The organism is Streptomyces sp. SAT1 (genome assembly GCF_001654495.1).
Taxonomy (GTDB): Bacteria; Actinomycetota; Actinomycetes; order Streptomycetales; family Streptomycetaceae; genus Streptomyces; species Streptomyces andamanensis.
The window spans coordinates 3,163,735-3,188,296 of sequence record NZ_CP015849.1 but is presented as its reverse complement, the minus strand read 5'-3'; the positions used below and the strand labels follow the sequence as shown (position 1 = coordinate 3,188,296).

The window sequence follows — 24,562 nt, the reverse complement described above, 5'->3', positions numbered from 1 at the left end:
CGGCCCCCGTTGCGCCTGGCGCGCCTGGCGCGACGTCAGGAAGGCACGCGGGAAAGCCGGGTCGGGAGTGCCTGACGGGTCCTCAGCCGGCGTCCGCCTCCAGCTCCGCCACCCCCGTGATCCGGTGCAGCGGGTAGGTGCGCACCTCGTCCGCCGTGTGGTCGTACGCGGTCACGAAGCCGCCCTCGACGCGGATCGGGGCGATGACGTGCTGACCGGCGGTGCCCTCGGCGTTGACGTAGCCGATCCACAGGGTCTCCCCGGTGAGCACGGCGGCCTGCATCGTGGCCAGGGTCTCGGCCGCGGTGGTGCGGGGCAGCTCGCCGTCGGCCGTGGCCGTGGCGGACGGCTTGCGCGGCGCGGTGGACGCCAGGTCGCCCGCCCGGATCGCGCGCACCGCCGCCGACAGCAGTGTGGCGTCGGGCAGCGGCGGACCGTCGGGCACCGGTGCGGGAGCGGTGCGCGGCGGCGTCCGGTGGGAGTCGGCGCGCGCGATCAGCACATCGCCCTCGGCGGACTCGGCCGCCGGTGCGTAGCCCATCGCCCGCAGCCCCTCCAGCAGGGCGGCCGGATCGGCGGGGGTGGCCAGCACGGTCGGCGCGAGCCGGCGCAGCCGCAGCCCGGCGGACCGCTTGTCGGCCAGGATCTCGTTCAGCAGCGCGTCGTCGTCGCAGCGGACGTAGGCCGAGGCTGCGCCGACCCGCAGATGCCCGTGCCGCCGGGCCACGTCGTCGATCAGGTACGCGAGCGGCTGCGGCACCGGCGTGCGGGAGTGCCGGCCGAGGAAGTCGTGCAGATCGGCGGCGGTGCGCCCGGCGTCCAGGGCGCGCCGCACCGAGGCCGGGGTGAACCGGTAGACCGTCGCGCCGCCTTTGGACTCCACGTCGGCGAGCACACCGAGCGTGTCCGCCAGTGGCCGTCTCAGCGGGCCGGGCGCCACCGCCGTCAGATCCGCCTGGAGCAGGACGTGGTCCAGCGGTTCGGGCAGCAGCGGCGCGAGCAGCCGGGCGGCGGCCTCCGCCGCGGCGGCCCGCCCGGCCCCCGACAGCGGCACCGCGGCGGCGGCCCGCGCGGTCGGTGCGGTCGGTGCGGCCTGTGCGGCCTGTGCGGCCTGTGGGACTTCGGTGCCCCGGTGGTGGTGGACGGGCAGCTTGTCGCCGGGCCCGGTGGGCTCAGGCGCGCGGGCCGGTTCCGGCGCGGGCGGCGCCCCGAGCAGCGCCCGGCCGTGCGCGGACAGCGCGCCCCGGCCGGTGACGCCCAGCAGCTCCGCCTCGGACAGCGTCCACCGGGCGAGGCGTTCGCGCAGGTCGTGCTCGTGATCGCGCTGCGCCCCGCGCAGCGGGCGCTCCCAGCGCAGCCGGGCGAGCACCGATTCGGCGACCGGCGCGGTGCCCTCCGGCAGGCCCGCCAGCAGCGCCAGCACCCGGTGCCGTACCTCCGGCGCGGCCGAGCGGTCGAGCCCGGGACCGAGCGCGGACAGCACGCGGTCCTTGGCGTCGCGCCCGCCTGCCACCCCCGGGGTCCGGGTCGCCGCCAGCCACGCCTGCGCCAGCAGCGCCCAGCGTTCGGCGGCGGGCCGCTCCCGCCACTCGTCGTACGCCGGGGTCGCCGCGTACCGCTCGTCCACGTCGCCGTCGGAGGCCAGCAGCCCGGCCGCGTAGGCGAGTTCGATCCAGAAGGCGGCCACCGGCTCGGCCACGTCCAGGGCGACGGCGGCGCGCTTGAGGTCGCGCACGCTCAGACCGCCCGCGCGCAGCACGTTCGGCCCGCCCTCGTCCCAGTCCTTCAGCAGTTCCTCGACGGTGGCCAGCGCGGTGTACGCCTGCCCGGCCGCGGTCGCGTCGACGACCTGCGCGCTGTGCGCGGCGGCGGACTCCACGGCGGGCGGCAGCGGCTCGGGCGCCCGGTGCGCGCGCCCGGCGCGCAGATGCAGCGCCACCTCGCGCGGCAGGACGACCGTGCCGGGCGCGGTGGGCAGCAGCAGCCCCCGGTCGAGCAGCCGCCGCAGCCGGGGCGCCGGATCGGCGGTCACCTGCCCGTACGGCGGCCCCCACACCAGCCGGTCCAGCACCTCCAGGGAGTCCTCCGGCAGGTCCGCGAGCAGCGCGGCCATCCGCTTCCGGTCCGTGAACAGGGCGGTGAGCGCGGCCGCCGCCGAGACCGAGTCATGGGTGGAAGGCAGCCCGGCGGCGGTCACGATCTCCTGGATGCGCCCCGGCGACATGCCCGCCGTGGCCTCCTGCACCGTCGGGCCGAGCCCGGTGGGGGAGGGGTGCTGCGCGGAGGGCGCGAGCAGTTCGCGGGCGGTGCGCACCAGGCGCAGCCGGTCGTCGTCGCCCCAGACCAGCGCCTGTTCGCGCAGGGTGGCCAGCGCCCGGGGCAGCGCGGCGGCGACGGCACCGTCCCCCTCGTCCCCGGCCATCAGCCCCAGCAGCTCGCCGTACGCCGCCGGATCCGGCGCCACGGCCAGCGCCTCCGCCGTCTGGAGGGCGAACCGGTCCAGCCGCTCCAGCGCGCGCACCACCGAGGCCCGGGTGCCGGCCCGGGTGGCGAGCTGGGTCAGGTCGGCCGGGACCGGCGTGATGAGGTCCGGTCGGCTGCGCAGGAGCGCGGTCAGGGAGGCGTCGTCCCGCGCGCGCAGGTCCTCCGCGAGCGAGCGGGGGACTGCCACCGGTTTCTCGTCGCTGCTCATCCGACCCACGGTAGCGGGTGCCCCCGGCGGCCGGGCAGGCGTCGGGCCGGTGCGGAGCACGGGCGGGCCGGGGGCGGAGCTCGTGCGGGGCGCGGGCGGGCGGGTCGTGCCGGGCGGCCCCGGGAGCCGCCCGGCACGCGGTACCGTCGTGCCACGGGGTCATCGGCCAGCCGCCCCGGAGGGGTTCGTGGGGATCGAGAGCGACCAGGTCGTCTACGAGTATCTGAGCCGCGTCGGGGACGTGGCCCAGCAGCGCCAGCTGTCCTCGGCCACCCGGATGCGGCTGGTGTCGCAGCTGCGCGACGAGATCGACCGCTGCCGGGCCAGGACCGCCGTCGACAGTCCCGCCGCCGTCCGCCGCATCCTGGACCGCCTCGGCAGCCCCGACGACGTCGTCGCGGCGGCGGGCGGCACGACGGGCTCCACCGGTGCCCCGGGCGCGGCCGCTGCCTTCGGCACCGCTCCGGGTGCCGCGCCCGCCCCGCCGCCGCCCGCCGTGCCCGCGCAGCGGGACCCCGGCCCGGCCCGGCCCGCCGGGACCGCGTCCGGTCCTTCCGGTCCTTCCGGTCCTTCCGGTCCTTCCGGTCCTTCCGGCCGTTCCGGCGGGACCGGCGACGATGCGGAACCGTCGCTGCTGAAGAGCCTGCGCCGGGTCGTGCCCCGGCCGCGCCCCGCCCGGCCGGAGCCGGACCCGAAACCGGACCCGAAACCGGACCCGCACCCGGGCCCTGTGCCCCCGCCCGGCGGCGCGCTCCCGCCGCACCTGGCGACCGCCGACGACCTGGGCGACGCCCGGATCCACCCCGACTGGTGGCGCACGGAGGACAGTCCGTTCGGCCTCGGCGACGACGTGCCGGCCGGTTTCGTCGGCGGGGTGGAGATCCCCGACCTGCTCAAGGCCCCGCCGCCGCGACGGCCCGACGGCCCGGCGGGGCCCGGCACCGCACCGGCCGAGGCGGCGGACGCGGCACCGCGGGCACCGGACGCGACGGAGGCCGTGCCGGAGAACCCGTCGCGGCGGCGTTTCGGCCTGCTGCCCCGGCGGGCGGCGAAGGAGACCGCCCGCGCCCGGTGGAGCAACCCGCTGCTCCTGCTCGCCGCCGCGCTGCTGGTGGGCGGCGCGGTGACCGGCAACCTGTTCGCCCTGCTGCTCGGCTGGGTCATCGCGTACGGCTCCCGGCGGCTGACGCCCATGGAGACCAAGTGGGCCGTCCTGGGGATGCCGGGACTGGCCCTCGCCGCCGGGCTCCTGTGGCTGTGGGGCCGGGGCGAGGGCCGCTGGGGCGCCCCCATCGCCCAGGGCCAGATGAACGACGCGGTCGGCCAGACCTGGCCCTGGGTGGTGCGGACGGCGGCCGTGCTGTCGGCGCTGTTCCTGGTGTGGCGCTCCCAGCGGCGGCGCGGCTGAGGTCCTGGATCCCGGACCGGCCGCCCCGCTGTTGTCGCCCCTGGGCACAATGGCCCCATGACCTCGCGCCCGCTGACCGTCGGCTTCGACCTCGACATGACCCTCATCGACTCCCGCCCCGGCATCCACGCCTGCTACGTGGAACTGTCCGCGCGGACCGGGACCCCCGTCGACGCCGACCTGGTGGTCACCCGGCTCGGGCCGCCGCTGGAGGACGAGCTGGTCAACTGGTTCCCGGCCGACCGGGTCGAGGCCGTCGCGGACCTGTACCGCGAGCTGTACCCGGCCATCGCCGTCGCGCCCACGCTCGCGCTTCCGGGCGCCCGCGAGGCGGTCGCGGCCGTGCGGAAGGCGGGCGGACGGGCGATCGTCGTCACCGCCAAGCACGAGCCGAACGCCCGGCTGCACCTGGAGCACCTGGGCATCGAGCCGGACGCGGTGATCGGCGGCCTGTGGGCGGAGCGCAAGGCGGAGGCGCTGCGCGCGTACGGCGCCGGGGTGTACGTCGGCGACCATGTGGGCGATGTGCGCGGCGCCCGCGCGGCCGGTGCCCTGTCGGTGGCGGTGGCCACCGGGCCGTGCGACGAGCGGGAGCTGACGGAGGCGGGCGCGGACGTGGTCCTCGGGGCGCTCACCGCGTTCCCCGAGTGGTTCGCGGGCTGGTCCGCGGGCCGGATCCCGGACGCGCAGGCGCGCGTTTCGGCCGAGAACGAGTCCGTGGCCTGACGAGTCCGTGGCCCGAGGAGTCCGTGGCCTGACGAGTCCGTGGCCTGACGGCTACCCGGCCTCGCCGCGCGCCTGGCGGCGGCCCGCGGCGATCGACTGGAGCACCCCGGCGGCGGCGACCAGGAAGCCGACGCCCATGAGCATGCTCAGGCCGAACATATAGGTGGGGAACGGCTTCGCCCCGAAGAACAGGGGCGCCACCGTGACCATGGTGGCCAGCGTGCCGATGAAGAACACGATGGCCCCGGCCCGGATCAGCCGGTCGCCGGGGGCGGGATTCTCTTGGGTCTTGTCACGCACCCGACCAGGGTAGGCCCCCGCGCGGCCGGCCCGTCGACGGCCCGTCGACAGCCCATCGGCGACCTGACGGAGTCCCGGCGGCGGTCCGACGGCGGTCGGCCGGTGACCGGTCGCGCCACCGCGCGCGGAAGCGAGCTTCGGGGCGTCGGGATCCGGACGGACGGCGGCCGGGAGCCGTTACGGGGCGTGGTTAAGCACATGTCCGGCGGGGGAGAGCCCCGGTAAGGTGGTTCAACGGCAGTTCAAGGGCGTCCGGGACCGATCGAGGGAGTGTGTGCTTTGCCGACTGGCAAGGTCAAGTGGTTCAACAGCGAGAAGGGCTTCGGCTTCCTCTCCCGCGACGACGGCGGTGACGTCTTCGTCCATTCCTCGGTCCTTCCCGCCGGAGTAGACGCGCTCAAGCCGGGACAGCGCGTGGAGTTCGGCGTGGTCGCCGGGCAGCGCGGCGACCAGGCACTGACGGTGACGCTCCTGGAGCCGGCGCCCTCGGTCGCGGCGGCCCAGCGCAAGAAGCCGGACGAACTGCTCTCCATCGTGCAGGACCTGACGACGCTCCTGGAGAGCGTCGGCCAGACCCTGGAGCGCGGCCGCTACCCCGAGAAGACCTCCGGCAAGAAGGTCGCCGGGCTGCTGCGCGCGGTCGCCGACCAGCTGGACGTCTGACCCGGGCGGGCGTACGACCCGGACGGACGCCGGGCCGGACGGACGCCTGAACCGGCCCGGACGGATGACGGGGCCGGCCCGTCACGCGTGAACCGCCGGGCCGCCTCGCGGGTCCCCTCTCAGGGGAAGGCCAGCGCGTCGGGCCCGAGGGCCGGTACCAGCCCCTCGGCCGCCGCCCGGGTGAGCAGGCCGCGGACCGCCGCGTAGCCGTCCTCGCCCAGACCCGCGGTGAACTCGTTGACGTACAGCCCGATGTGCTGGTCGGCGACGGCCGGGTCCATCTCCTGGGCGTGCTCCATGACGTACGGCCGGGACACCTCGGGGTCGTCCCAGGCGGCGCGCACGGAGGCGCGGATCGCGTCGGCCAGCCCGGTCAGCGCCGCCGCGCCCAGGGACCGCCTGGCGATGATCGCGCCGAGCGGGATGGGCAGCCCGGTGGTGTCCTCCCAGTGCTCGCCCATGTCGGCGAGCTTGTGCAGACCGTAGTTCTGGTACGTGAAACGGGCCTCGTGGATCACGAGACCGGCGTCGACCTTCCCGTCCCGTACCGCGGGCATGATCTCGTGGAACGGCATCACGACGATCTCGCCCACCCCGCCGGGCACCGTGTCCGCCGCCCAGAGCCGGAACAGCAGGTACGCCGTCGACCGCTCGCTCGGCACCGCGACCGTGCGCCCCTTCAGATCGGCGTCCGGCTCCCGGGTCAGCACCAGCGGCCCGCAGCCCCGGCCCAGCGCGCCGCCGCACGGCAGCAGCGCGTACTCGTCCAGGACGTAGGGCAGCACCGCGTACGACACCTTCAGCACGTCGTGCTCGCCGCGCTCGGCCATGCCGTTGGTGACGTCGATGTCGGCGAAGGTGACGTCGAGGGCGGGCGCGCCGGGGATCCGGCCGTGCGCGAGGGCGTCGAAGACGAAGGTGTCGTTGGGGCAGGGCGAGTAGGCGATCCGCACCTGCTCAGGATGCTGCGGGTTCTGCGGGCTCATGGGCGTTCCAACTCTCCAGTACGGGGGCGAGCTTCCCGAAGCCCTCGGTCAGGGCCGCGAGCGCGTCGCCGATGCGCCAGGCGGCGCGGTCGCGCGGCCCGACGGGGTTGGAGACCGCGCGCAGTTCCAGCACGGGGACCGAGTGCGCCGCGGCGGCCTCGGCGACGCCGAACCCCTCCATGGCCTCGGCGAGGGCACGGGGGTGGCGGGCGCGCAGGGCGGCGGCGCGGGCGGCGGTGCCGGTCACGGTCGAGACGGTCAGCACCGTGCCCGTGGCCGCGCCGGTCGCGGACGCGGCGGCCCGTACGAGTGATTCGGGGGGACGGTGGGTGACGGTGCCGAAGCCGAGGTCGGTCACCGGCAGGAAGCCGTCGGCGGTCTCGGCGCCCAGGTCGGCGGCGGTGATCTCGTCGGCGAGGACGAGCGAGCCGACGGGCGCGCCGGGAAGGCGGGGAAGGCCGGGAGGGCCGGGAAGATCCGTCGCGGCGGAGGCGAAGCCGCCCGCGATGCCGGCGGAGACGACCAGGCCGTACGGGGTGCCGTCGAGCGCGGCGGCGGTGAGGGCGGTGGCGGTGGACGCGGCGGCCAGGGCGGGGCCGACGCCGGCCGCGATCAGGTCGAGGCCGGTGCCGGGACCGCCGACGCGGTGCACGGCCACTCCGGGCAGCGGCACCTCGCGCGGCGGCCCGGCGGACGCGAACGCCCGCGCCACCGCGTCCCGTTCGGCCGGGACCGCGGTGGCGACGAGTACGCGTACGGAGGACGTGTCAGGAGTCCTTCTCGAGCTTGAAGGACCACACGCCGGTCACGTCCTTGTCGCCCTCCTTGACGGCGATCCAGGTCGAGTTGCCGCTGGCGCCGTACTGGGCGTTGAAGAACACGCTGCCCGGGATGGTGCGGTACGACTTCTTGCTGGAGTCGGTCAGCGGCTGACCGTTCATCAGGATGGTCCAGCCCTTGTCCGCGATGTCCGGGTCGACGCCGAAGCGGACGGTCTCGTCGGGGTCGACCTTGATCGACTTGTCCGACTTCAGGCACTTCGGCAGGTCGGCGGTCTTGATCGCCTTGCCGTCGTTGTAGCAGGTCGCCTCCGAGTGCACCGAGTCGTCGCCCACGGTGATCGTGGCCATCGGCGTCGGCTTGTCGCAGGCCGTCAGGAGGAGCAGTCCGGCGGAAACGGCGCCGGCGGCGGCGACGGCGCGGCGGCGTCGCACGGCGGATTGCAGCGAGGTCATGGCGGAAGGCTATCGGGCACGTCCAGCCCTCCGGCCACGCGGGGGTGCGGCGTGCGCCCGAACGGCCCCCCGGGGCACGCCCCGACCACCCGCGGGCCGCTCCCGTGCCGCGGCGCGGCGCACCGCGCGCCGGCCTGCCCTTCTGTGGCTGCGGCGGCCGTGGCGCGGGCCCTCAGGCCGGTGCCCCGGGGCGGTCCGGCGCGCCGCCGTGGCGGGCGGAGGCCAGCAGGCCCCGGGCCGTGGGCAGCCAGCCGCACGCGACGATCGCGGCGCCCACGGACAGGCCCAGCACGCCGTTGAGGGGCAGCACGATGCCGATCGCGCCGCCCAGCACCCAGGCCATCTGGAGCAGCGTCTCGGAGCGCGCGAACGCCGAGGTGCGCACCGCCTCGGGCACGTCCCGCTGGATCAGCGCGTCCAGCGACAGCTTGCCCAGCGCCTGCCCGAACCCGGCGAACGCGGCCAGGCACGCCACCAGGACCGCGCTGAAGAGCACCGCCGCCAGCACCGCCACCCCGAGCACGATCGCGACGACCGTCACCACGATGACCTCCGGGGCGCGCGAGCGCAGCCACGCGCCGACCGCCGTGCCCAGCGCGTTGCCCGCGCCCGCCGCCACGCCCACGATGCCGAGCGAGACGGCCGCGTTCTGCCCGGCCAGCGGGTGCTCGCGCAGCAGGAAGGCGAGGAAGAAGATCAGGAAGCCGGACAGGCAGCGCAGGGCCGCGTTGGCGGCGAGGGCGTGCGTGACGGCCGTACCGACGCCGCGCAGCCCGGGGCGCCGGGGCGGCTTGCGGCGCGGCCCGTGGGAGCGGGACGGCGCGTCGGCGGCGAGCAGCGCCCGGTGCTCGCCCTTGGCGGAGTCGACCTTGCGGGGCAGCGAGAAGGACAGGAACGTTCCCGCGACGAAGATCACGAAGGCGCCGTACAGCGGCCAGCCCGGCCCGACGAGGTGCAGTCCGGCCCCGATGGGCGCGGCCACCCCGGTGGCGAGCAGTCCGCCGAGCGTGACCCGCGAGTTCGCCTTGACCAGCGAGAACGACGGCGGCAGCAGCCGTGGCACCACCGCGCTGCGGACCACGCCGTACGCCTTGGAGGCGACCAGCACGCCGAGCGCCGCCGGATACAGTTCGAGCCCGCCGCCCGCCGCTGCGCCCGCGATGATCAGCGCGAGCAGGGCGCGGGCCAGCATCGCGGCGGCCATCGCGGCCCGGCGCCCGTGCGGCAGCCGGTCCAGGAGCGGGCCGATCACCGGGGCGAGCACCGTGAAGGGGGCCATGGTGATGGCCAGGTACAGCGCGACCCGGCCGCGGGCCTCGTCGGTGGGGACCGAGAAGAAGACGGTGGAGGCGAGCGCCACGGTGATCATCACGTCACCGGCGCCGTTCACCGCGTGCAGCTCGATCAGCTTGCCGAGGCCGGACTCGCCCGCGCCGTGCGCGTGCGTGACCCGGCGGATCCCGCGCGCGGTGCCGGTGAACGGCAGCCGCAGGGCACGGCCCACCGCGCGGACGGAACCGCCGAACCGGCCCGAACCGCTGCCCCGGCTGCTGCCCGCCGTCACCTCTTCGGGCTCTTCGAGCCCGGCGGTCTCCGGGGGCGTCCTCGCGGCTGCCACTCCGTCATAGTGCCCCGATACGGCCGCCCCTAGCGCCACCACCCCCCGAACACCCGTCCCGGACCGCCCCGACGGCCCCGCACGCGCCGCCCGACGGCCGGACCACGCCCCCGCATCTGGCGCCCCGGCGGCCGTACCCCCCCGCATCCGCTGCCCCGGCCGCCGCGTACGGCCGCACCCGGTGGCCGCACGCGGCGGTCACACCCGGTGGCCCGGCGCACGGCCCGCGACCCGAGGGGGCGACCCGGGGGGAGGAGGGGCCGGAGGGACGGCGCGCCGCGTGGCGGGTGGGGTGAGTCGCCCGACTCCGGCTCACCGCCGGATGCGGGACCGGCCCGGCTCCGAGTACGTCCGTCCGCCGGGACGGATCCGCCCAGCCCCGTGGCGCCCACCGGGAGTCGACTCGCCCGGCTCGCCCGGCTAGCCCGGCTAGCCCGGCTTCCCGGTCCCCCAGCGCCCCGGACACCGGACCTCGGCCCGGACCGGCCCCCCCTCCTCCGCCGCATGCCGGACCGCCCCGCGCCCCGGCCGCCCGCCGAAAGAAGTTCCGCTCGCCCCGAAAGAAGTTCCGCTCGCCCCGGAAGCCGTCCCGGAGAATCCCCCGGAAGCCGCCACCCCGGAAGCCGTCCCCCCGCAGAAGCCCCCCGCAGAAGCCCCCCGCAGAAGCCGCCCCACAAGCCCCGCGCGCCCCGAAATCGCCCCCGCCCGCCCCGGGAATTCGCGCCCCCCGCCCCCGCGACACAGCCGCCCGCGGCGCCCCGCGCGCCCCCGCGGAGGTCGCCGCGCGGGCGTGAAGCCACCGTCGGTGTAGGCCCAGCGGCGACGAGAAGGTAGCGTGCGTAGCGCGCCGTGGCGAACGTTCTCGGCCGCGCGCCTTACGTGCATACCGCAGAATGGATGACGTAGGTGCGCCCGAGCGCGATCGGGCGCGGACGTCGACGCGGTCCAGGGTCCGCTCCGTCCGCCCCGCCGCCTTCAGGCCGGCGCACCCGAGAGACGGCGTAGGAGAGAAGCGATACCTGTGAGCGCAGCGACCACGCGAAGCCGCACCCCCGACCGCCTGTGCGCCGAGGCGGTCGACCTCGCCCGTGCCGCAGCCGAGGAGGCGGCGGCCCCCGGCGTCGTCGGCGAGCACGCGGGCCTGGTGTCCGAGGGCGACCGCGTCGTCACCCACTTCTTCGAGTGCAAGGAACCGGGCTACCGGGGCTGGCGCTGGGCGGTGACCGTGGCCCGCGCCTCCCGCGCGAAGATCGTCACCCTGGACGAGGCCGTCCTGCTGCCCGGCCCCGACGCCCTGCTCGCCCCCGAGTGGGTGCCCTGGAGCGAGCGGCTGCGCCCCGGCGACATGGGCCCCGGCGACCTGCTGCCCACCGACGCCGAGGATCTGCGCCTGGAGCCCGGCTTCTCCGGCGAGGACGAGCCCGCGCCGAACTCGGCCGTCTCCGAGGAGATGGCCGAGCTGGCGGAGGCCGAGGACGCCGACGTCACCGCCGGCCCGCCCCGGAACCTGCCCACCGCGCCCTCGCGCGGTTCCGTCGCCGCGGTCGCCGAGGAACTGGGCATGGGCCGCGCCCGCGTCCTGTCCCGCTACGGCCTGCACACCGCCGCCGACCGCTGGGAGGAGGCGTACGGCCCGCAGACGCCCATGGCACAGGCGGCCCCGGCGTCCTGTGTGAGCTGCGCCTTCCTGGTGCCCGTCGGCGGCTCGCTGGGCCAGGCCTTCGGGATCTGCGCCAACGAGTTCTCCCCGGCGGACGGCCGCGTCGTCTCCCTGGCGTACGGCTGCGGCGGCCACTCCGAGGCGGCCGTCATGCCGAAGCCGCCCCAGCCCGCCCCGCCGGTCGTCGACGAGACCCGCGTGGACCCCTTCCCGCTGCGTCCCGCCCCCGACTCGGGCTCGGTGCCCGTCACCGACGACGAGACCGCCGAACTGGGGCACTCGTAGGGCCTGCCTGACCCGGGCCCCGGCCCCGGACCCGGGCTTCAGCCCCTGGCCCGGGACCCCGCGCACCCGTTCCCGGCGGCGCGGTACCTTCTCCTCACCCTCATGAGGAGAATGAACGTGAGCATGTTGGTGCAGCCCTCCGCCGGGGGAGACCCGTTCGGGACCGCGCGCCTGCGCCGCGGTGTGCTGGACGCCTGGGCGACCAGCCCGGCCAGGTTCCGTGAGGACGCCAACGCCGAGGAGGACCTGGTCCTCGGCGGCTACCGCGACCGGCTCGTGGTCGAGCTGGCGCAGAACGCCGCCGACGCCGCCGCCCGCGCCGGAGTACCGGGCCGGCTGCGGCTCACCCTGCGCGACGGCGTCCTCGTCGCCGCCAACACCGGTGCCCCGCTGGACGCGACCGGGGTGGAGTCGCTGTCCACGCTGCGCGCCTCGGCGAAGCGGGACACCGGGGACGGCCGCGTGGCCTCCGTGGGCCGCTTCGGCGTCGGCTTCGCCGCCGTGCTCGCCGTCACCGACGAGCCCGCCGTCGTCGGGCGGCACGGCGGGGTGCGCTGGTCGCTGGCCGAGGCCCGGAACCTGGCGGAGGAGACCGCCCGGCACAGCCCCGGCCTCGGCGACGAGATCCGCCGCCGCGACGGCCATGTCCCGCTGCTGCGGCTCCCGTTCGCCGCCGAGGGCACCGCGCCCGGCCCGTACGACACGGCCGTCATCCTGCCGCTGCGCGACACGGCCGCCGCCGACCTCGCCGAGCGGCTGCTGCGCGCGGTCGACGACGCCCTGCTGCTCGCCCTGCCGGGCCTGGCCGAGGTCGTCGTCGAGACCGGCGACGACGCCCCGCGCACCCTGCGCCGCCGCACCGAGGGCGCGCTCACGGTCGTGGAGGACACCCGCGAGGGCACCACCCGCTGGCGCACCGCCGGCGCGCACGGCCCGCTCACCGCCGACCTCCTGGCCGACCGGCCGGTGGAGGAGCGGCTGCGCCCCCGCTGGTCCCTGACCTGGGCGGTCCCCGTGGACGAGGACGGCGCCCCGCGCGCCCCGCGCACCAGCCCGGTCGTGCACGCGCCCACCCCCAGCGACGAGCCCCTGGGCGTCCCCGCCCTGCTCATCGCCTCGTTCCCGCTGGACACCACCCGTCGGCACACCGCGCCCGGCCCGCTCACCGACTTCCTCGCGCAGCGCGCCGCCGACGCCTACGCCGGGCTCCTCGCCGACTGGCGGCCGGTGTCCGACGCGCTCATCGGACTCGTCCCCGGCCCGCTCGGCAAGGGCGAACTGGACGGCACCCTGCGCCAGGCGATCCTGGAGCGGCTGCCGCGCACCGCCTTCCTGCCGCCCGCCGCCGCCCACCGCGACGGACCGGACACCGCCGACACCGCAGACAACCTGGATGGCGCCGACACCGCCGACGAGCTGCCCGCCGCGCTGCGGCCGCGCGACGCCGAGGTGGTGGAGGGCGCGGGCGCCGAGACCGTACGGGTCCTCGCCGAGGTGCTGCCCACCCTGCTGCCCGCCGGACTGGAGCGGCGGGTGGAGCTGCGCACGCTGGGCGTGGCCCGCGTCCCGCTGACCGACGCCGTGGACCGGCTGGCCGGACTGGAGAAGGAGCCCGGCTGGTGGCGGCGGCTGTACGACAGCCTGGCCGGTGTCGACCCGGACCGGCTCACCGGGCTGCCCGTGCCGCTGGCCGACGGCCGCACCACGATCGGGCCCCGGCAGGTGCTGCTGCCCACCGGGGACGCCGTCGCCGTCGCGGACCCGGAGGTGCTGGCCCGGCTCGGTCTGAAGGTGGCCCACCCGGACGCCGCCCACCCGATCCTGGAGAAGCTGGGCGCGCTGCCCGCCACCGCGCGCGCGGTGCTCACCACCCCGCAGGTGCGGGCCGCGGTCGCCGCCTCCCTGGACGAGGACGGCGGCGCCTGGGACGAGGACACCCCGGACGCCGAGGAACTCGCCGACACCGTCCTCGCGCTGGTCCGCGACGCGGGCCTGGAGCCGGGCGACGAACCCTGGCTCGGCGCGCTCGCCCTGCCCGACGAGGACGGCGAACTCGCCCCGGCCGGTGAACTGGTCTTCCCCGGCGGCCCGTTCGCCCAGGTCATGCGCGAGGGCGAACTGCCCTCCGTGGACGGCGAGCTGGCCGCCCGCTGGGGCGAACAGCCGCTGGCCGCCTGCGGGGTGCTCGTGGACTTCGCACTCGTCCGCGCCACCGACGTCGTCCTGGACCCGGACGAACTGGAGCCGCGCGAGGCCGACTTCCCCGAGCCCGACGACCCGGGGCTGCTCGACGCGGTCGACGTGTGGTGCGAGGACGTCCTCGACCGCTTCCCGGACACCCCGGTCCCGCCGGTCGCCACCGAACTCGTCGCCGTGCGCGACCTGGACCTCGTGGACGACGACCAGTGGCCGCGCGCGCTGGCCCTGCTCGCCCGGCCGCCGCTGCGCGACGCGCTCACCCAGCCGGTGCGGATCCTGCTGCCGGACGGCACCCACGAGGTCGTACGCCCCTACACCGCGTGGTGGCTGCGCGGGCACCCGGTGCTCGGCGGGCGCCGCCCGGCCGGTCTGCGCGCCGCCGGGTCCGACCCGCTGCTGCGCGGCCTGTACGACGAGGCCGACGCCACCGGCTTCGAGGACGAGCAGGTGCTGCGCGCCCTGGGCGTGCGCACCTCCGTGGCCGCCCTGCTGGACGAGCCGGGCGGCGCCGCCGAACTCCTCGACCGGCTCGCCGACCCCGAACGCCCGGTGGCCCCCGCCCAGTTGCACGCCCTGTACGGCGCGCTCGCCGACCTGGACCCGGAGCAGGTCACCCTGCCCGACGAGCTGCGGGCCGTCGTGGACGGCCGGGTCGAGGTGGTGGACGCGGCCGAGGCCGTGGTGTGCGACTCGCCGGACCTGCTGCCCTTCACCGCGGGCGTCCCGCTGCTGCCGGTACGGCCCGCGCGCGCCGCCGAACTGGCCGAGCTGCTCCAGGTGCGGCGGCTGAGCGAGTCGGTCACCGGCGCGGTGGACTCCGAGGGCACCGAGCACGGCGTACCGGAGCCGGTACGCGTGCTGCTCGGCCCGCGCACGCCCGCCGCCTACGTCGAGCACGAGGAGCTGGTCGTGGACGGCACCGAGCTGGACTGGCGCCTCACCGACGACGGCGTCCTGCACGCCGCCACCCTGGAGGGCGTGGCCGCCGGGCTGGCCTGGGCGGCGGGCCAGTGGCCCCGCCGCTTCGAGGTCGCCGCCCTGCTGGAGGACCCGACCCGCACGGAGGAGCTGGCCCGGGACCGCTGGTTCGACTGAGGCTCCACGGCCCCCGGCCCGCCCCTGACGGCACGTGGCTAGACCGGGAAGCGCCGCCCCACCCACTTCCACAGGAACTCCAGCACGGCCGACGCCGCCACGGCGATGCCCACCGCCGTCCAGGGCATCGCCGTCCCCACCAGCTTCAGCGCGAAGAACTGCTGGAGCGCGGGCACGGCCAGCACGACGAGGAAGGCCGCCCCCATCGCGGCCACCAGCAGCACCCGCCACCAGGTGTAGGGGCGGGCGATGATCGCCAGCACCCACATGGAGATCAGGAAGAGGGTGAGGGTGGCCGCGCTGGTCTCCGCGTCCAGGGCCTGCGGGCCGGTGTAGTGGTGGCGGGCGATCAGATACGTCACGAAGGTCGCGACGGCGGCGACCACCCCGCCCGGCACCGCGTAGCGCATGACCCGGCGGACGAAGTGCGGGCGGGCCCGCTCGGTGTTCGGGGCGAGGGCGAGGAAGAAGGCGGGGACGCCGATGGTGAGCGTGGACAGCAGGGTCAGGTGCCGGGGCAGGAAGGGGTACTCCACCTGCGAGCACACCACCAGCACGGCGAGCAGCACCGAGTAGACCGTCTTGACCAGGAACAGCGTCGCGACCCGGGTGATGTTCCCGATGACCCGCCGCCCCTCGGCGACCACGGACGGCAGCACCGAGAAGCTGTTGTTCAGCAGGACGATCTGGGCGACCGCGCGGGTGGCCTCCGAACCGGAGCCCATGGAGACGCCGATGTCGGCGTCCTTGAGCGCGAGGACGTCGTTGACGCCGTCGCCGGTCATCGCGACGGTGTGCCCGCGCGACTGGAGGGCGCCCACCATGTCCCGCTTCTGCTGCGGGGTGACCCGGCCGAACACGGTCGCCTCGTCCAGCTCCCGGGCCAGGTCGTCGCGTTCGGCGGGCAGCCGGCGCGCGTCGACGGCGGCGCCGGTGAGCCCGACCTTGGCGGCCACCGCGCCCACCGACACCGCGTTGTCACCGGAGATGACCTTGGCGTGGACGTCCTGGTCGGCGAAGTAGCGCAGGGTGTCGGCCGCGTCCGGGCGCAGCCGCTGCTCCAGCACGACCAGCGCGGCCGGGGTGACGTCCGAGGCCACCGCCGGATCGTCCAGCTCGCGCCCAGCGCGGGCCAGCAGCAGCACCCGCAGGCCCTGCTCGTTGAGGCGGACGGTCTCGGCGAGCGCGGGCGAGTCCTCGGGCAGCAGCACGTCCGGGGCGCCCAGCAGCCACGTACTGGACTCGCCGTCGCTCTCGCTGAAGCTGGCGCCGCTGTACTTGCGGGCGGAGGAGAAGGGCAGCGACTCCACGCAGCGCCACTCCTCGGTGTCCGGGCAGGCGTCGATGATCGCCTGGAGGGAGGCGTTGGGACGCGGGTCGGACTCGCCGAGCGCGCCGAGCACCTGGCGGACGTACGGCTCGGGCTGGCCGTTGAGCGTGCGCAGCTCGGTGACGTCCATGCCGCCCTCGGTGAGGGTGCCGGTCTTGTCCAGGCAGACGGTGTCGACGCGGGCCAGGCCCTCGATGGCGGGCAGCTCCTGCACCAGGCACTGCTTGCGGCCCAGCCGGATGACGCCGATGGCGAAGGCCACCGAGGTGAGCAGGACCAGCCCCTCCGGGACCATCGGCACGATCCCGCCGATGGTGCGGGCGACCGAGTCCTTGAGGTCGTCGTCCTTCGCCACGAGCTGGCTGACGACCAGGCCGAGCGCGGTGGGCACCATCATCCAGGTGACGTACTTGAGGATGGTGGAGATGCCCGTGCGCAGCTCGGAGTGGACGAGGGTGAAGCGGGACGCCTCCTCGGCGAGCTGGGCCGCGTAGGCCTTGTGTCCGACCTTGACCGCCCGGAACGCGCCGCCCCCGGCGACCACGAAGCTGCCGGACATGACCTGGTCGCCGGGGTGTTTGACGACCGGGTCGGCCTCGCCGGTGAGCAGCGACTCGTCGATCTCCAGACCGTCGGCCTCCACACAGGTGCCGTCCACGACGATCTTGTCCCCGGGGCCGATCTCCAGCACGTCGTCGAGGACGATCTCCGAGGTGGCGATCTCGGTGGCGGCGCCGTCGCGCCGGACGGTGGGCCGGGACTCGCCGATCACGGCGAGCGAGTCCAGCGTCTTCTTGGCCCGCCACTCCTGGATGATCCCGATGCCGGTGTTGGCGATGATCACGAAGCCGAAGAGGCTGTCCTGGATCGGCGCGACGAACAGCGTGACCAGCCAGAGCACGCCGATGATCGCGTTGAAGCGCGTGAAGACGTTCGCCCGGACGATCTCGGCGAGGGAACGGCTGCTGCGCACCGGCACGTCGTTGACCTCGCCGCGGGCCAGGCGCTCGGCCACCTCGGCATGGGTCAGTCCGGGCGCTCGCGCCGGCGGGACGGGCAGGGGATGTACGGGGTCGAGCTCCGCGCCCGCGTCGGTATGGCTCATGCTTTCGACGGTACGTGGCGATGTGCGGCTTCACTCGTCGAGCGGGGGCAAGATCCGACCAGGGGATGACGCGTGTCCTGCGAGGGTCGTAGCCGGTGGGGGCCCTGCCCGGGGGAACTGGTGCCCCGCACCCATGCCCGGCCGGACCGTCGCCGCTCCGGGGCCAAGACCCCGCCGACGCCACTCCGCCCTGACCGCTTCGCCCTGGCCGCTCCGCTCTGGCCGCTCCGGGGCCGCTACTCCGCCGTGGCCGGGCGGCCCGCCGGGGCCGCGTCCTGCCGCCGGGCCGCGCGCTTGATCGCCGCGTCGCGCTTGCGCACGTACCAGATGCCGATCAGGCCGAGGCCGCCGCCGGCCAGGCAGGTCCACAGCCACCAGGTGCGGCCGTGGTCGTCGAACCAGCCGTAGAAGGGGAGCTGGACCAGGAAGAGGACGAACCACACGATCGTGCCGCCGGTGATGGTGGCGACCACGGGGCCCTCCAGGGGCTCCGGCGCCTCGTGCTTGGGGGTCCACTTCGCCATGGGCCCAGCTTACGGCCCGGTGCGCGGCGGACAGAAGGAGAGTCGGGCGCGGCCCGGCGCAGGGTCAGGGGTGGGGCCGGCACGGGGTCTACGCGCGGAGATGGCCTTTTCGGGCTTCATATGTTCATACTGAAACAGTCTGAGTCTGGCCACTTCTTGTCGTAGAAAAGCACCAACGGGGCAGTCCGGGGGGAACCTGCCGGTGACGGAAGTGGCGGACTCGTTCACGTTTGGTCCCCGTCCCGGCCCGGTACTCACGTACTTCCCGCACCCCTGAGGTCATCCGCATGTCCACCTCGGCCACCGCCAAGGTCCCCGCCCCCCAGAAGCCGGGAACACCCGCCTTCGGCGCCCTCGACCGCTACTTCAAGGTCTCCGAGCGGGGCAGCTCCCTGCCCCGCGAGATCCGCGGCGGCTTCGCCACCTTCTTCGCGATGGCCTACATCATCGTGCTGAACCCGATCATCCTGGGCAGCGCGAAGGACATGTACGGGCACCAGCTCGACAACGGCCAGCTGGTCACCGCCACCGCCCTGACCGCGGCCTTCACCACGCTCCTCATGGGCGTCATCGGCAACGTCCCGATCGCGCTGGCCGCCGGCCTCGGCGTCAACACGGTCGTCGCGCTCCAGCTCGCCCCGCGCATGTCCTGGCCGGACGCGATGGGCATGGTCGTCCTCGCCGGCTTCGTGGTGATGCTGCTGGTCGCCACCGGGCTGCGCGAGCGCGTGATGAACGCGGTGCCGCTCGGGCTGCGCAAGGGCATCTCCATCGGCATCGGCCTGTTCATCATGCTGATCGGCCTGGTGGACTCCGGGTTCGTCTCCCGTATGCCGGACGCCGCCCACACCACCGTCCCGCTCCAGCTCGGCGCCGACGGCCACCTCAACGGCTGGCCGGTCCTGGTCTTCGTGCTGGGCGCGCTGCTCACCCTCGCGCTGATCGTGCGCAAGGTGCCCGGCGCGATCCTCATCTCGATCGTCGCCATGACCGTCCTCGCGGTCGTGATCAACGCCGTCGCGCACGTGCCGTCCTGGGGCCTGACCACGCCCAAGTGGCCGGGCAACCCCGTCTCCACCCCGGACTTCGGGCTGCTCGGCAAGGTCAGCCTGTTCGGCGGCTTCGACAAGGTCGGCCTGCTGACCGGCATCCTGTTCGTCTTCACCGTGCTGCTGTCCTGCTTCTTCGACGCCATGGGCACGATCATGGGCATCAGCGACGAGGCCAAGCTGACGGACGCGCAGGGCCAGATGCCCGGCATGAACAAGGTGCTCTTCGTCGACGGCATCGCCGTCGCCGCCGGCGGTGCCAGCTCCGCCTCGGCCACCACCTGCTTCGTGGAGTCCACGGCCGGTGTCGGCGAGGGCGCGCGGACCGGCTTCGCCAACGTCGTCACCGGCCTGCTCTTCGCCGTCGCGCTCTTCCTCACCCCGATCGCCACCATGGTCCCGTCCCAGGCGGCCACCCCGGCGCTGCTCGCGGTCGGCTTCCTGATCCTGTCCGGCTCGATCCGGGAGATCGACTGGGCCGACCACACGATCGCGATCCCGGCCTTCGTGACGATGCTGATGATGCCGTTCACCTACTCGATCACCAACGGCATCGGGATGGGCTTCATCACCTTCGTCGCGCTGCGCCTGGCCGCGGGGCGCTCCCGCGAGGTGCCGGTGGCGATGTACGTGGTCGCGGCGGTCTTCGCCTTCTACTACCTGATGCCGGCCCTGGGACTCACCTGAGCCCGGTAGCCCCGATGGGCGGGGGCGGGGGCGGGACGGCGGCCGGGGCGCTCAGGTGACCCCGTAGAACCGGTCCGTCTCCTCGACGGCGGACCGGAACCGTTCGTCGAAATCGTTGCGGATGAGCGTCTGGACGACATAGTCCTGGACGCTCATTCCTCTTTTCGCGGCATGGGACCGGAGCCGGTCGAGCAGCTCGCGGTCCACGCGCAGGCTGAGCACGCTGGTCCCCATGGAGACGAGGGTCGCGGCACCGTTCCGCACGAGGTGTCGTGTTCCCCGTCCGTATCACCCATATGAGTGATGTGAGCGGACGGGAGTGGCCGGAGTCACGGTTTGTGTGCGCGTCCGCGGTGGTCTTTAGCGAGAGTAATGAGTTACGCTAAAGAACATGCCGGACCTTACCCATGGCGACGACGCAGCCGCCGTGAACTCCCTGCGCTCCGCCGTGATGCGGTTGTCCCGTCGGCTCAAGCACCAGCGGGTCGACGAGTCGCTCAGCCCCACCGAGATGTCGGTGCTGGGCACCCTGTCCAACTGCGGCAGCGCCACCCCGGGCGAACTGGCCCGCAAGGAGCATGTGCAGCCGCCGTCGATGACCCGCATCGTCGCGCTGCTGGAGGCCAAGGGCCTGGTCCGCCTGGAGCCGCACCCCGAGGACCGGCGCCAGAAGGTCGTCACCCGCACCGAGCAGGCCGAGACCATGCTCGAGGAGAGCCGCCGCAAGCGGAACGCCTTCCTGGCCCGCCTGGTCGACGGGCTCGACGAGGACGAGTGGGCGAAGCTGCGCGAGGCCGCCCCCGTGCTGGAGAAACTCGCACATCTGTAACGCACGTCAGCAGCCGCAAGGAGGCGAACCCACTTTGAGTACGGGATCCGGAGCAGCTTCCGCCCCCGCACCGACGGCCCACGACTCGCCCCGCAGGTCCTCGATGTTCAGTTCGCTGAAGGTCAGGAACTACCGGCTGTTCTTCCTGGGCCAGGTCGTCTCCAACACCGGCACCTGGATGCAGCGCATCGCCCAGGACTGGCTGGTCCTCAGCCTCACCGGCTCCTCCGCCGCCGTGGGCATCACCACGGCCCTCCAGTTCCTGCCGATGCTCCTGTTCGGCCTCTACGGCGGCGTCCTCGTCGACCGGCTGCCCAAGCGGCCGGCCCTGCTCGTCACCCAGTCCGCGATGGCCCTCACCGGCCTGGCGCTCGCCGCGCTCACGCTCAGCGGCCACGTCCAGGTCTGGCACGTCTACCTCGCCGCCTTCGCCGTCGGCCTGGCCACCGTCGTCGACAACCCGGCCCGTCAGTCCTTCGTGTCCGAGATGGTCGGCCCCGAGCAGCTCCAGAACGCGGTCAGCCTGAACTCGGCCAACTTCCAGTCCGCCCGGCTGGTCGGACCCGCCGTCGCGGGCCTCATGATCACCGGGGTCGGTACCGGCTGGGCCTTCCTCGCCAACGGCCTCTCCTTCGTCGCGCCCATCGGCGGCCTGCTGCTGATGCGCGCCCGTGAGCTGCACGCCGTCCAGCGCACCCCGCGCGGCAAGGGCCAGCTCCGCGAGGGCCTGCGCTATGTCGCGGGCCGCCCCGACCTGGTCTGGCCGATCGTGCTGGTCGGTTTCATCGGCACCTTCGGCTTCAACTTCCCGGTGTGGCTGTCGGCCTACGCCGACGACATCTTCCACGCCGGAGCCGGCGCCTACAGCCTCTTCAACACCGTCATGGCGGTCGGCTCCCTGGTCGGCGCCCTGCTCGCCGCCCGGCGCGGCACCGCCCGGCTGCGGGTGCTGGTCGGCGCCGCCGCGCTCTTCGGCGTGCTGGAGATCGTCGCCGCGCTGGCCCCGTCGTACTGGCTGTTCGCGCTGCTGATGGCGCCCATCGGCGTCTTCGGCCTGACGGTCAACGTCACCGCCAACACGGCCGTCCAGATGTCCACCGACCCGGCCATGCGCGGCCGGGTGATGGCCCTGTTCATGATGGTCTTCGTGGGCGGCACCCCGCTGGGCGCGCCCCTGGTCGGCTGGGTCACCGACGCCTACGGCGCCCGGGTCGGCTTCGCCCTCGGCGGTCTCATCTCGCTCACCGCGGCCGTCACCATCGGCCTGGTCCTCACCCGCCTCGGCGGCCTGCGCCTCACGGTCGGCTGGCACCGCGGCCACCCCAGGGTCGGCCTCGTCCCGCGCGAACGCCGGGAGGAACTGGCGGCTGCGGCGTGAACGAGTTCCCCCGGGTCAGTCCCGGGGGAACTCGTCGGTCCTGAGGACGAGACCGACGGGGGTGCCGGTCAGGTCGATGTCGTCGCCGAAGCCGAGGCTGAGTCCGCCCCGGTACCCGCCGTCCTCCGGCAGGGTGTGCAGGTGCCACACGCCCTCGGGGACACGCATGCGTTCCAGTCGCTCGAACAGGGTGTCGAGGGTGAGTCCGCGGCTCTGGTCGGCCATCTCGATCGATCCTGTCTGCGTGGTACGGCCCCGGCGCCGCTTCTCCGGCTCCCGCCGGGCCGCTTGCCGCCGAGCGGTACAACGACCCGCACCGTAGCGGGGACACTGAACCCATGAGACTCTTCGCCGCCGTCCTGCCCCCGCCGGACGTCCTGGACGTCCTGGCGGACGAGGTGGCGGCGCTGCGCGCGCTGCCCGGCGCGGACCGGCTGCGCTGGACCGGGCGGGCCGGCTGGCACCTCACGCTCGCCTTCTACGGCGAGGTCGCCGAGGAGACCGTGCCCGAGCTGGGGACCCGCCTCGCGAAGGCCGCGCACCGCACCCGCCCCTTCCCCCTCGCCCTGCGCGGCGGCGGCCGGTTCGGGCACGGGAAGGCGCTGTGGACCGGCGCGGAGGGCGATCTGCCCGCGCTGCGGCTGCTGGCCGGGCGGGCCCAGGCAGCGGGCCGCAGGGCGGGCGCACCGGGTACGGCGGCGGACGGGCACCGCCCCTACCGGGCCCATCTGACCCTGGCCCGCGGCCGCCCGCCCCTGGCGGACGTCCGCCCGCACGTCGCCGCCCTGGCCGGCTTCACCGGCCGCACCTGGACGGTCGACGAGATCGTCCTCGTACGCAGCCTGCTGCCCGCCTCCGGGGTGCCCGGCGAACAGCCCCGCTACGACGCGGTCGCCCGCTGGCCGCTGGGCGGCGCCGGTTAGGCTCGCATGCGTGGACCCGAAAACCCGGAACCGGATCATGGCCGGTGCGCTTGTGCTGATGTTGGTCGTCGTCGCCATCGCGGCAGCGGTCGGCCGGTGACCGCGGGCGCGGCGGCGACGGCCACCGCGCCCGCGCCCGTTCAGGTGCCCCCGGCCCGCCTGACCGGCCCGGCCCGCCTCACCAGGCGAACGCCTCCGGCGAAGGCCCCGGCCCCGGGAAGATCGCGTCCAGCTCGGTCAGCAGCTCCTCGCTCAGCTCCAGCTCGACGGCGCGCAGCGCGGACGCGAGCTGCCCGGCGGTGCGCGGACCGACGATCGGACCGGTCACCCCCGGCCGGGTGAGCAGCCAGGCGAGCGCGGTCTCGCCCGGTTCGAGGCCGTGCTTGTCGAGCAGGTCCTCGTACGCCTGGACCTTGCCGCGCAGCTCCGGATCGGCGAGGGAGTCGACGGTGCGCCCGCCGGAGCGTCGGCCGCCCTCCGCCTGCTTCTTGAGCACCCCGCCCAGCAGCCCGCCGTGCAGCGGCGACCAGGGGATGACCCCGAGCCCGTAGTCCCGGGCGGCCGGGATGACCTCCATCTCGGCGCGCCGCTCGACCAGGTTGTACAGGCACTGCTCGCTGACCAGGCCGTACGAGCCGAGCCGGGCCGCGGTCTCGTTCGCCTGGGCGATCTTGTACCCGGGGAAGTTGGACGAGCCGACGTAGAGGATCTTGCCCTGGCGCACCAGGACGTCGACGGCCTGCCAGATCTCCTCGAAGGGGGTGGCGCGGTCGATGTGGTGGAACTGGTACAGGTCGATGTGGTCGGTGCCCAGCCGCTTGAGGGAGGCGTCGACGGCCCGCCGGATGTTCAGCGCGGAGAGCTTGTCGTGGTTGGGCCAGGGCTCGCCGTCGGCGCCCATGTTGCCGTAGACCTTGGTGGCGAGGACGACCTTGTCCCGGCGGTCGCCGCCCCGGGCGAACCAGCTGCCGATGATCGACTCGGTACGGCCCTTGTTCTCGCCCCAGCCGTACACATTGGCGGTGTCGAAGAAGTTGATCCCGGCGTCCACCGCCGCGTCCATGATCGCGTGGCTGTCCGCCTCGTCGGTCTGCGGACCGAAGTTCATCGTGCCGAGGACCAGCCTGCTGACCTTGAGTCCGGTGCGTCCGAGCTGTGTGTACTTCATGACTCTCCAGCCAACGACTTGGAGTGCGCTCCAGGCAAGAGCGAGTCGCCTCAGTCGCGCGGGGTGTCGCGGGGGAACTCGTCGGTCGGCACGAGGAGGCCCACCGACGTGCCGGTCAGGTCGACATCGGTGCCGAAGTCGACCACGGTCCTGCTGCCGTAGTCGCCGTCCTCGGGGTCGGTGTGCACGAAGCAGCGCCCCTGGTAGGGGTCGGCGATGACGTAGACGGGGACCTCGGCCTCCGCGTAGGCGAACTTCTTGGGGCCGTAGTCGTTCGGTGCCGTGCCCTCGGAGATGACCTCGGCGACGAAGACGACGTCCTGGTGGCGCCAGTGGCCCTTGGCGTCCTTCTTCGCGCCCTCACGGAGCAGGGCGACGTCCGGACAGAAGCCGTTCTGGTGGCCGGGGAAGTCGATGCGGACGTCGGAGAACACTATGGCTCCCCTTCCGAACCTGTCGTCGATCGCCCACAGGAATCGCCGGATGATCTGCCAGTGTGTGTCCCGCTGCGGTGTCATGAAGACGCTGCCCCCGACGATCTCGACCCTGAATCCTTCGGGGACGGGCATACGCTCAAGACGCTCGAACCACGCGTCCAACTGCTCGGTACTGGCGTCGGTCATCGCGATCCTGTCTTCCAGGACGGTCATCGTGGCGCTCCTCCCCGGTTGCCTCGCGGAGAGGGCAACCGCGCGGTACAAC

At 74.7% G+C, this 24,562-nt stretch carries 21 protein-coding genes; 9 read left to right on the top strand and 12 right to left on the bottom strand.

Features of this window, described 5'->3' with window-relative positions; all coding sequences use genetic code 11:
• Positions 1-82: 82 nt before the first annotated feature.
• Positions 83-2,692 (bottom strand): helicase-associated domain-containing protein, encoded by a 2,610-nt coding sequence (locus A8713_RS13760; RefSeq protein WP_064533771.1) that lies wholly within the window; start codon positions 2,690-2,692, stop codon positions 83-85.
• Positions 2,693-2,879: 187 nt separating this feature from the next.
• Between A8713_RS13760 and A8713_RS13755 the strand changes: the two genes are divergently transcribed.
• On the top strand, positions 2,880-4,100 hold the full coding sequence (locus A8713_RS13755; RefSeq protein WP_064533770.1) for a hypothetical protein: 1,221 nt from the start codon (positions 2,880-2,882) through the stop codon (positions 4,098-4,100).
• A 57-nt stretch (positions 4,101-4,157) separates the two neighbouring features.
• On the top strand, positions 4,158-4,826 hold the full coding sequence (locus A8713_RS13750) for an HAD family hydrolase (protein WP_064533769.1): 669 nt from the start codon (positions 4,158-4,160) through the stop codon (positions 4,824-4,826).
• A gap of 51 nt (positions 4,827-4,877) precedes the next feature.
• On the opposite strand, the gene A8713_RS13745 is transcribed toward A8713_RS13750, so the two are convergent.
• Positions 4,878-5,126, bottom strand: coding sequence for a hypothetical protein (locus A8713_RS13745; RefSeq protein WP_064533768.1), 249 nt, complete (start codon positions 5,124-5,126; stop codon positions 4,878-4,880).
• A gap of 279 nt (positions 5,127-5,405) precedes the next feature.
• On the opposite strand from A8713_RS13745, the gene A8713_RS34775 reads away from it, so the two are divergent.
• Positions 5,406-5,789, top strand: coding sequence for a cold-shock protein (locus A8713_RS34775; RefSeq protein WP_018567073.1), 384 nt, complete (start codon positions 5,406-5,408; stop codon positions 5,787-5,789).
• A gap of 119 nt (positions 5,790-5,908) precedes the next feature.
• On the opposite strand, the gene A8713_RS13735 is transcribed toward A8713_RS34775, so the two are convergent.
• From A8713_RS13735 to A8713_RS13720, 4 genes are all read right to left on the bottom strand, one after another.
• Complete coding sequence (locus A8713_RS13735; RefSeq protein ID WP_064533767.1) at positions 5,909-6,775, bottom strand: 1,4-dihydroxy-6-naphthoate synthase; 867 nt, start codon at positions 6,773-6,775, stop codon at positions 5,909-5,911.
• Positions 6,747-7,487: a futalosine hydrolase gene (locus A8713_RS13730; RefSeq protein WP_064533766.1), complete on the bottom strand. Its 741-nt coding sequence runs from the start codon at positions 7,485-7,487 to the stop codon at positions 6,747-6,749. Before A8713_RS13730 ends, A8713_RS13735 begins: the two co-directional genes overlap by 29 nt.
• Before the next feature lie 55 nt (positions 7,488-7,542).
• Positions 7,543-8,010, bottom strand: a complete 468-nt coding sequence (locus tag A8713_RS13725; protein WP_018567076.1) for a hypothetical protein — start codon at positions 8,008-8,010, stop codon at positions 7,543-7,545.
• Between the two features lie 172 nt (positions 8,011-8,182).
• Positions 8,183-9,628 (bottom strand): MFS transporter, encoded by a 1,446-nt coding sequence (locus A8713_RS13720; RefSeq protein ID WP_382843973.1) that lies wholly within the window; start codon positions 9,626-9,628, stop codon positions 8,183-8,185.
• Positions 9,629-10,649: 1,021 nt separating this feature from the next.
• Here A8713_RS13720 and A8713_RS13715 point away from each other — a divergent pair.
• Together A8713_RS13715 and A8713_RS13710 are read left to right on the top strand one after the other, a co-directional pair.
• The gene (locus tag A8713_RS13715) at positions 10,650-11,573 is read left to right on the top strand and encodes a DUF3027 domain-containing protein (protein ID WP_018567078.1); all 924 of its coding nucleotides are present in this window, start codon (positions 10,650-10,652) and stop codon (positions 11,571-11,573) included.
• Positions 11,574-11,690: 117 nt separating this feature from the next.
• Positions 11,691-14,867 (top strand): sacsin N-terminal ATP-binding-like domain-containing protein, encoded by a 3,177-nt coding sequence (locus A8713_RS13710; protein ID WP_064537498.1) that lies wholly within the window; start codon positions 11,691-11,693, stop codon positions 14,865-14,867.
• A 38-nt stretch (positions 14,868-14,905) separates the two neighbouring features.
• Here the strand turns inward: A8713_RS13710 and A8713_RS13705 are convergent, their stop codons facing one another.
• Positions 14,906-17,302: a cation-translocating P-type ATPase gene (locus A8713_RS13705; RefSeq protein WP_064533764.1), complete on the bottom strand. Its 2,397-nt coding sequence runs from the start codon at positions 17,300-17,302 to the stop codon at positions 14,906-14,908.
• Positions 17,303-17,538: 236 nt separating this feature from the next.
• Entirely contained in the window at positions 17,539-17,826 is a 288-nt protein-coding gene (locus A8713_RS13700) for a DUF2530 domain-containing protein (RefSeq protein ID WP_064533763.1), read from the bottom strand.
• A 287-nt stretch (positions 17,827-18,113) separates the two neighbouring features.
• On the opposite strand from A8713_RS13700, the gene A8713_RS13695 reads away from it, so the two are divergent.
• On the top strand, positions 18,114-19,562 hold the full coding sequence (locus tag A8713_RS13695) for an NCS2 family permease (protein ID WP_064533762.1): 1,449 nt from the start codon (positions 18,114-18,116) through the stop codon (positions 19,560-19,562).
• A gap of 51 nt (positions 19,563-19,613) precedes the next feature.
• On the opposite strand, the gene A8713_RS13690 is transcribed toward A8713_RS13695, so the two are convergent.
• A complete protein-coding gene (locus A8713_RS13690; protein WP_064537497.1) occupies positions 19,614-19,796 on the bottom strand; it encodes a ribbon-helix-helix protein, CopG family in 183 nt (60 codons plus the stop codon).
• Between the two features lie 157 nt (positions 19,797-19,953).
• On the opposite strand from A8713_RS13690, the gene A8713_RS13685 reads away from it, so the two are divergent.
• Complete coding sequence (locus tag A8713_RS13685) at positions 19,954-20,391, top strand: MarR family winged helix-turn-helix transcriptional regulator (protein WP_064533761.1); 438 nt, start codon at positions 19,954-19,956, stop codon at positions 20,389-20,391.
• 34 nt (positions 20,392-20,425) lie between these two features.
• Positions 20,426-21,769: an MFS transporter gene (locus tag A8713_RS13680; RefSeq protein WP_389596413.1), complete on the top strand. Its 1,344-nt coding sequence runs from the start codon at positions 20,426-20,428 to the stop codon at positions 21,767-21,769.
• A 15-nt stretch (positions 21,770-21,784) separates the two neighbouring features.
• Here A8713_RS13680 and A8713_RS13675 read toward each other — a convergent pair whose 3' ends face one another.
• Positions 21,785-21,994, bottom strand: a complete 210-nt coding sequence (locus A8713_RS13675; RefSeq protein ID WP_064533759.1) for a hypothetical protein — start codon at positions 21,992-21,994, stop codon at positions 21,785-21,787.
• 113 nt (positions 21,995-22,107) lie between these two features.
• Between A8713_RS13675 and thpR the strand changes: the two genes are divergently transcribed.
• Positions 22,108-22,692, top strand: coding sequence for an RNA 2',3'-cyclic phosphodiesterase (gene thpR / locus A8713_RS13670; protein ID WP_064533758.1), 585 nt, complete (start codon positions 22,108-22,110; stop codon positions 22,690-22,692).
• A 178-nt stretch (positions 22,693-22,870) separates the two neighbouring features.
• On the opposite strand, the gene A8713_RS13665 is transcribed toward thpR, so the two are convergent.
• Both A8713_RS13665 and A8713_RS13660 read right to left on the bottom strand, forming a co-directional pair.
• Positions 22,871-23,860: an aldo/keto reductase gene (locus tag A8713_RS13665; protein ID WP_064533757.1), complete on the bottom strand. Its 990-nt coding sequence runs from the start codon at positions 23,858-23,860 to the stop codon at positions 22,871-22,873.
• Positions 23,861-23,910: 50 nt separating this feature from the next.
• Complete coding sequence (locus A8713_RS13660; RefSeq protein WP_064533756.1) at positions 23,911-24,510, bottom strand: Uma2 family endonuclease; 600 nt, start codon at positions 24,508-24,510, stop codon at positions 23,911-23,913.
• Positions 24,511-24,562 lie beyond the last annotated feature (52 nt).

What these genes read in the sequence shown, in the direction of transcription:
- A8713_RS13760 (WP_064533771.1), bottom strand. Translation starts at nt 2,692, where the DNA reads ATGAGCAGCGACGAGAAACCGGTGGCAGTCCCCCGCTCGCTCGCGGAG.
- A8713_RS13750 (WP_064533769.1), top strand. Translation starts at nt 4,158, where the DNA reads ATGACCTCGCGCCCGCTGACCGTCGGCTTCGACCTCGACATGACCCTC.
- A8713_RS13735 (WP_064533767.1), bottom strand. Translation starts at nt 6,775, where the DNA reads ATGAGCCCGCAGAACCCGCAGCATCCTGAGCAGGTGCGGATCGCCTAC.
- A8713_RS13725 (WP_018567076.1), bottom strand. Translation starts at nt 8,010, where the DNA reads ATGACCTCGCTGCAATCCGCCGTGCGACGCCGCCGCGCCGTCGCCGCC.
- A8713_RS13705 (WP_064533764.1), bottom strand. Translation starts at nt 17,302, where the DNA reads ATGAGCCATACCGACGCGGGCGCGGAGCTCGACCCCGTACATCCCCTG.
- A8713_RS13700 (WP_064533763.1), bottom strand. Translation starts at nt 17,826, where the DNA reads ATGGCGAAGTGGACCCCCAAGCACGAGGCGCCGGAGCCCCTGGAGGGC.
- A8713_RS13695 (WP_064533762.1), top strand. Translation starts at nt 18,114, where the DNA reads ATGTCCACCTCGGCCACCGCCAAGGTCCCCGCCCCCCAGAAGCCGGGA.
- A8713_RS13690 (WP_064537497.1), bottom strand. Translation starts at nt 19,796, where the DNA reads ATGGGGACCAGCGTGCTCAGCCTGCGCGTGGACCGCGAGCTGCTCGAC.
- A8713_RS13685 (WP_064533761.1), top strand. Translation starts at nt 19,954, where the DNA reads ATGCCGGACCTTACCCATGGCGACGACGCAGCCGCCGTGAACTCCCTG.
- A8713_RS13675 (WP_064533759.1), bottom strand. Translation starts at nt 21,994, where the DNA reads ATGGCCGACCAGAGCCGCGGACTCACCCTCGACACCCTGTTCGAGCGA.
- thpR (WP_064533758.1), top strand. Translation starts at nt 22,108, where the DNA reads ATGAGACTCTTCGCCGCCGTCCTGCCCCCGCCGGACGTCCTGGACGTC.
- A8713_RS13665 (WP_064533757.1), bottom strand. Translation starts at nt 23,860, where the DNA reads ATGAAGTACACACAGCTCGGACGCACCGGACTCAAGGTCAGCAGGCTG.
- A8713_RS13660 (WP_064533756.1), bottom strand. Translation starts at nt 24,510, where the DNA reads ATGACCGTCCTGGAAGACAGGATCGCGATGACCGACGCCAGTACCGAG.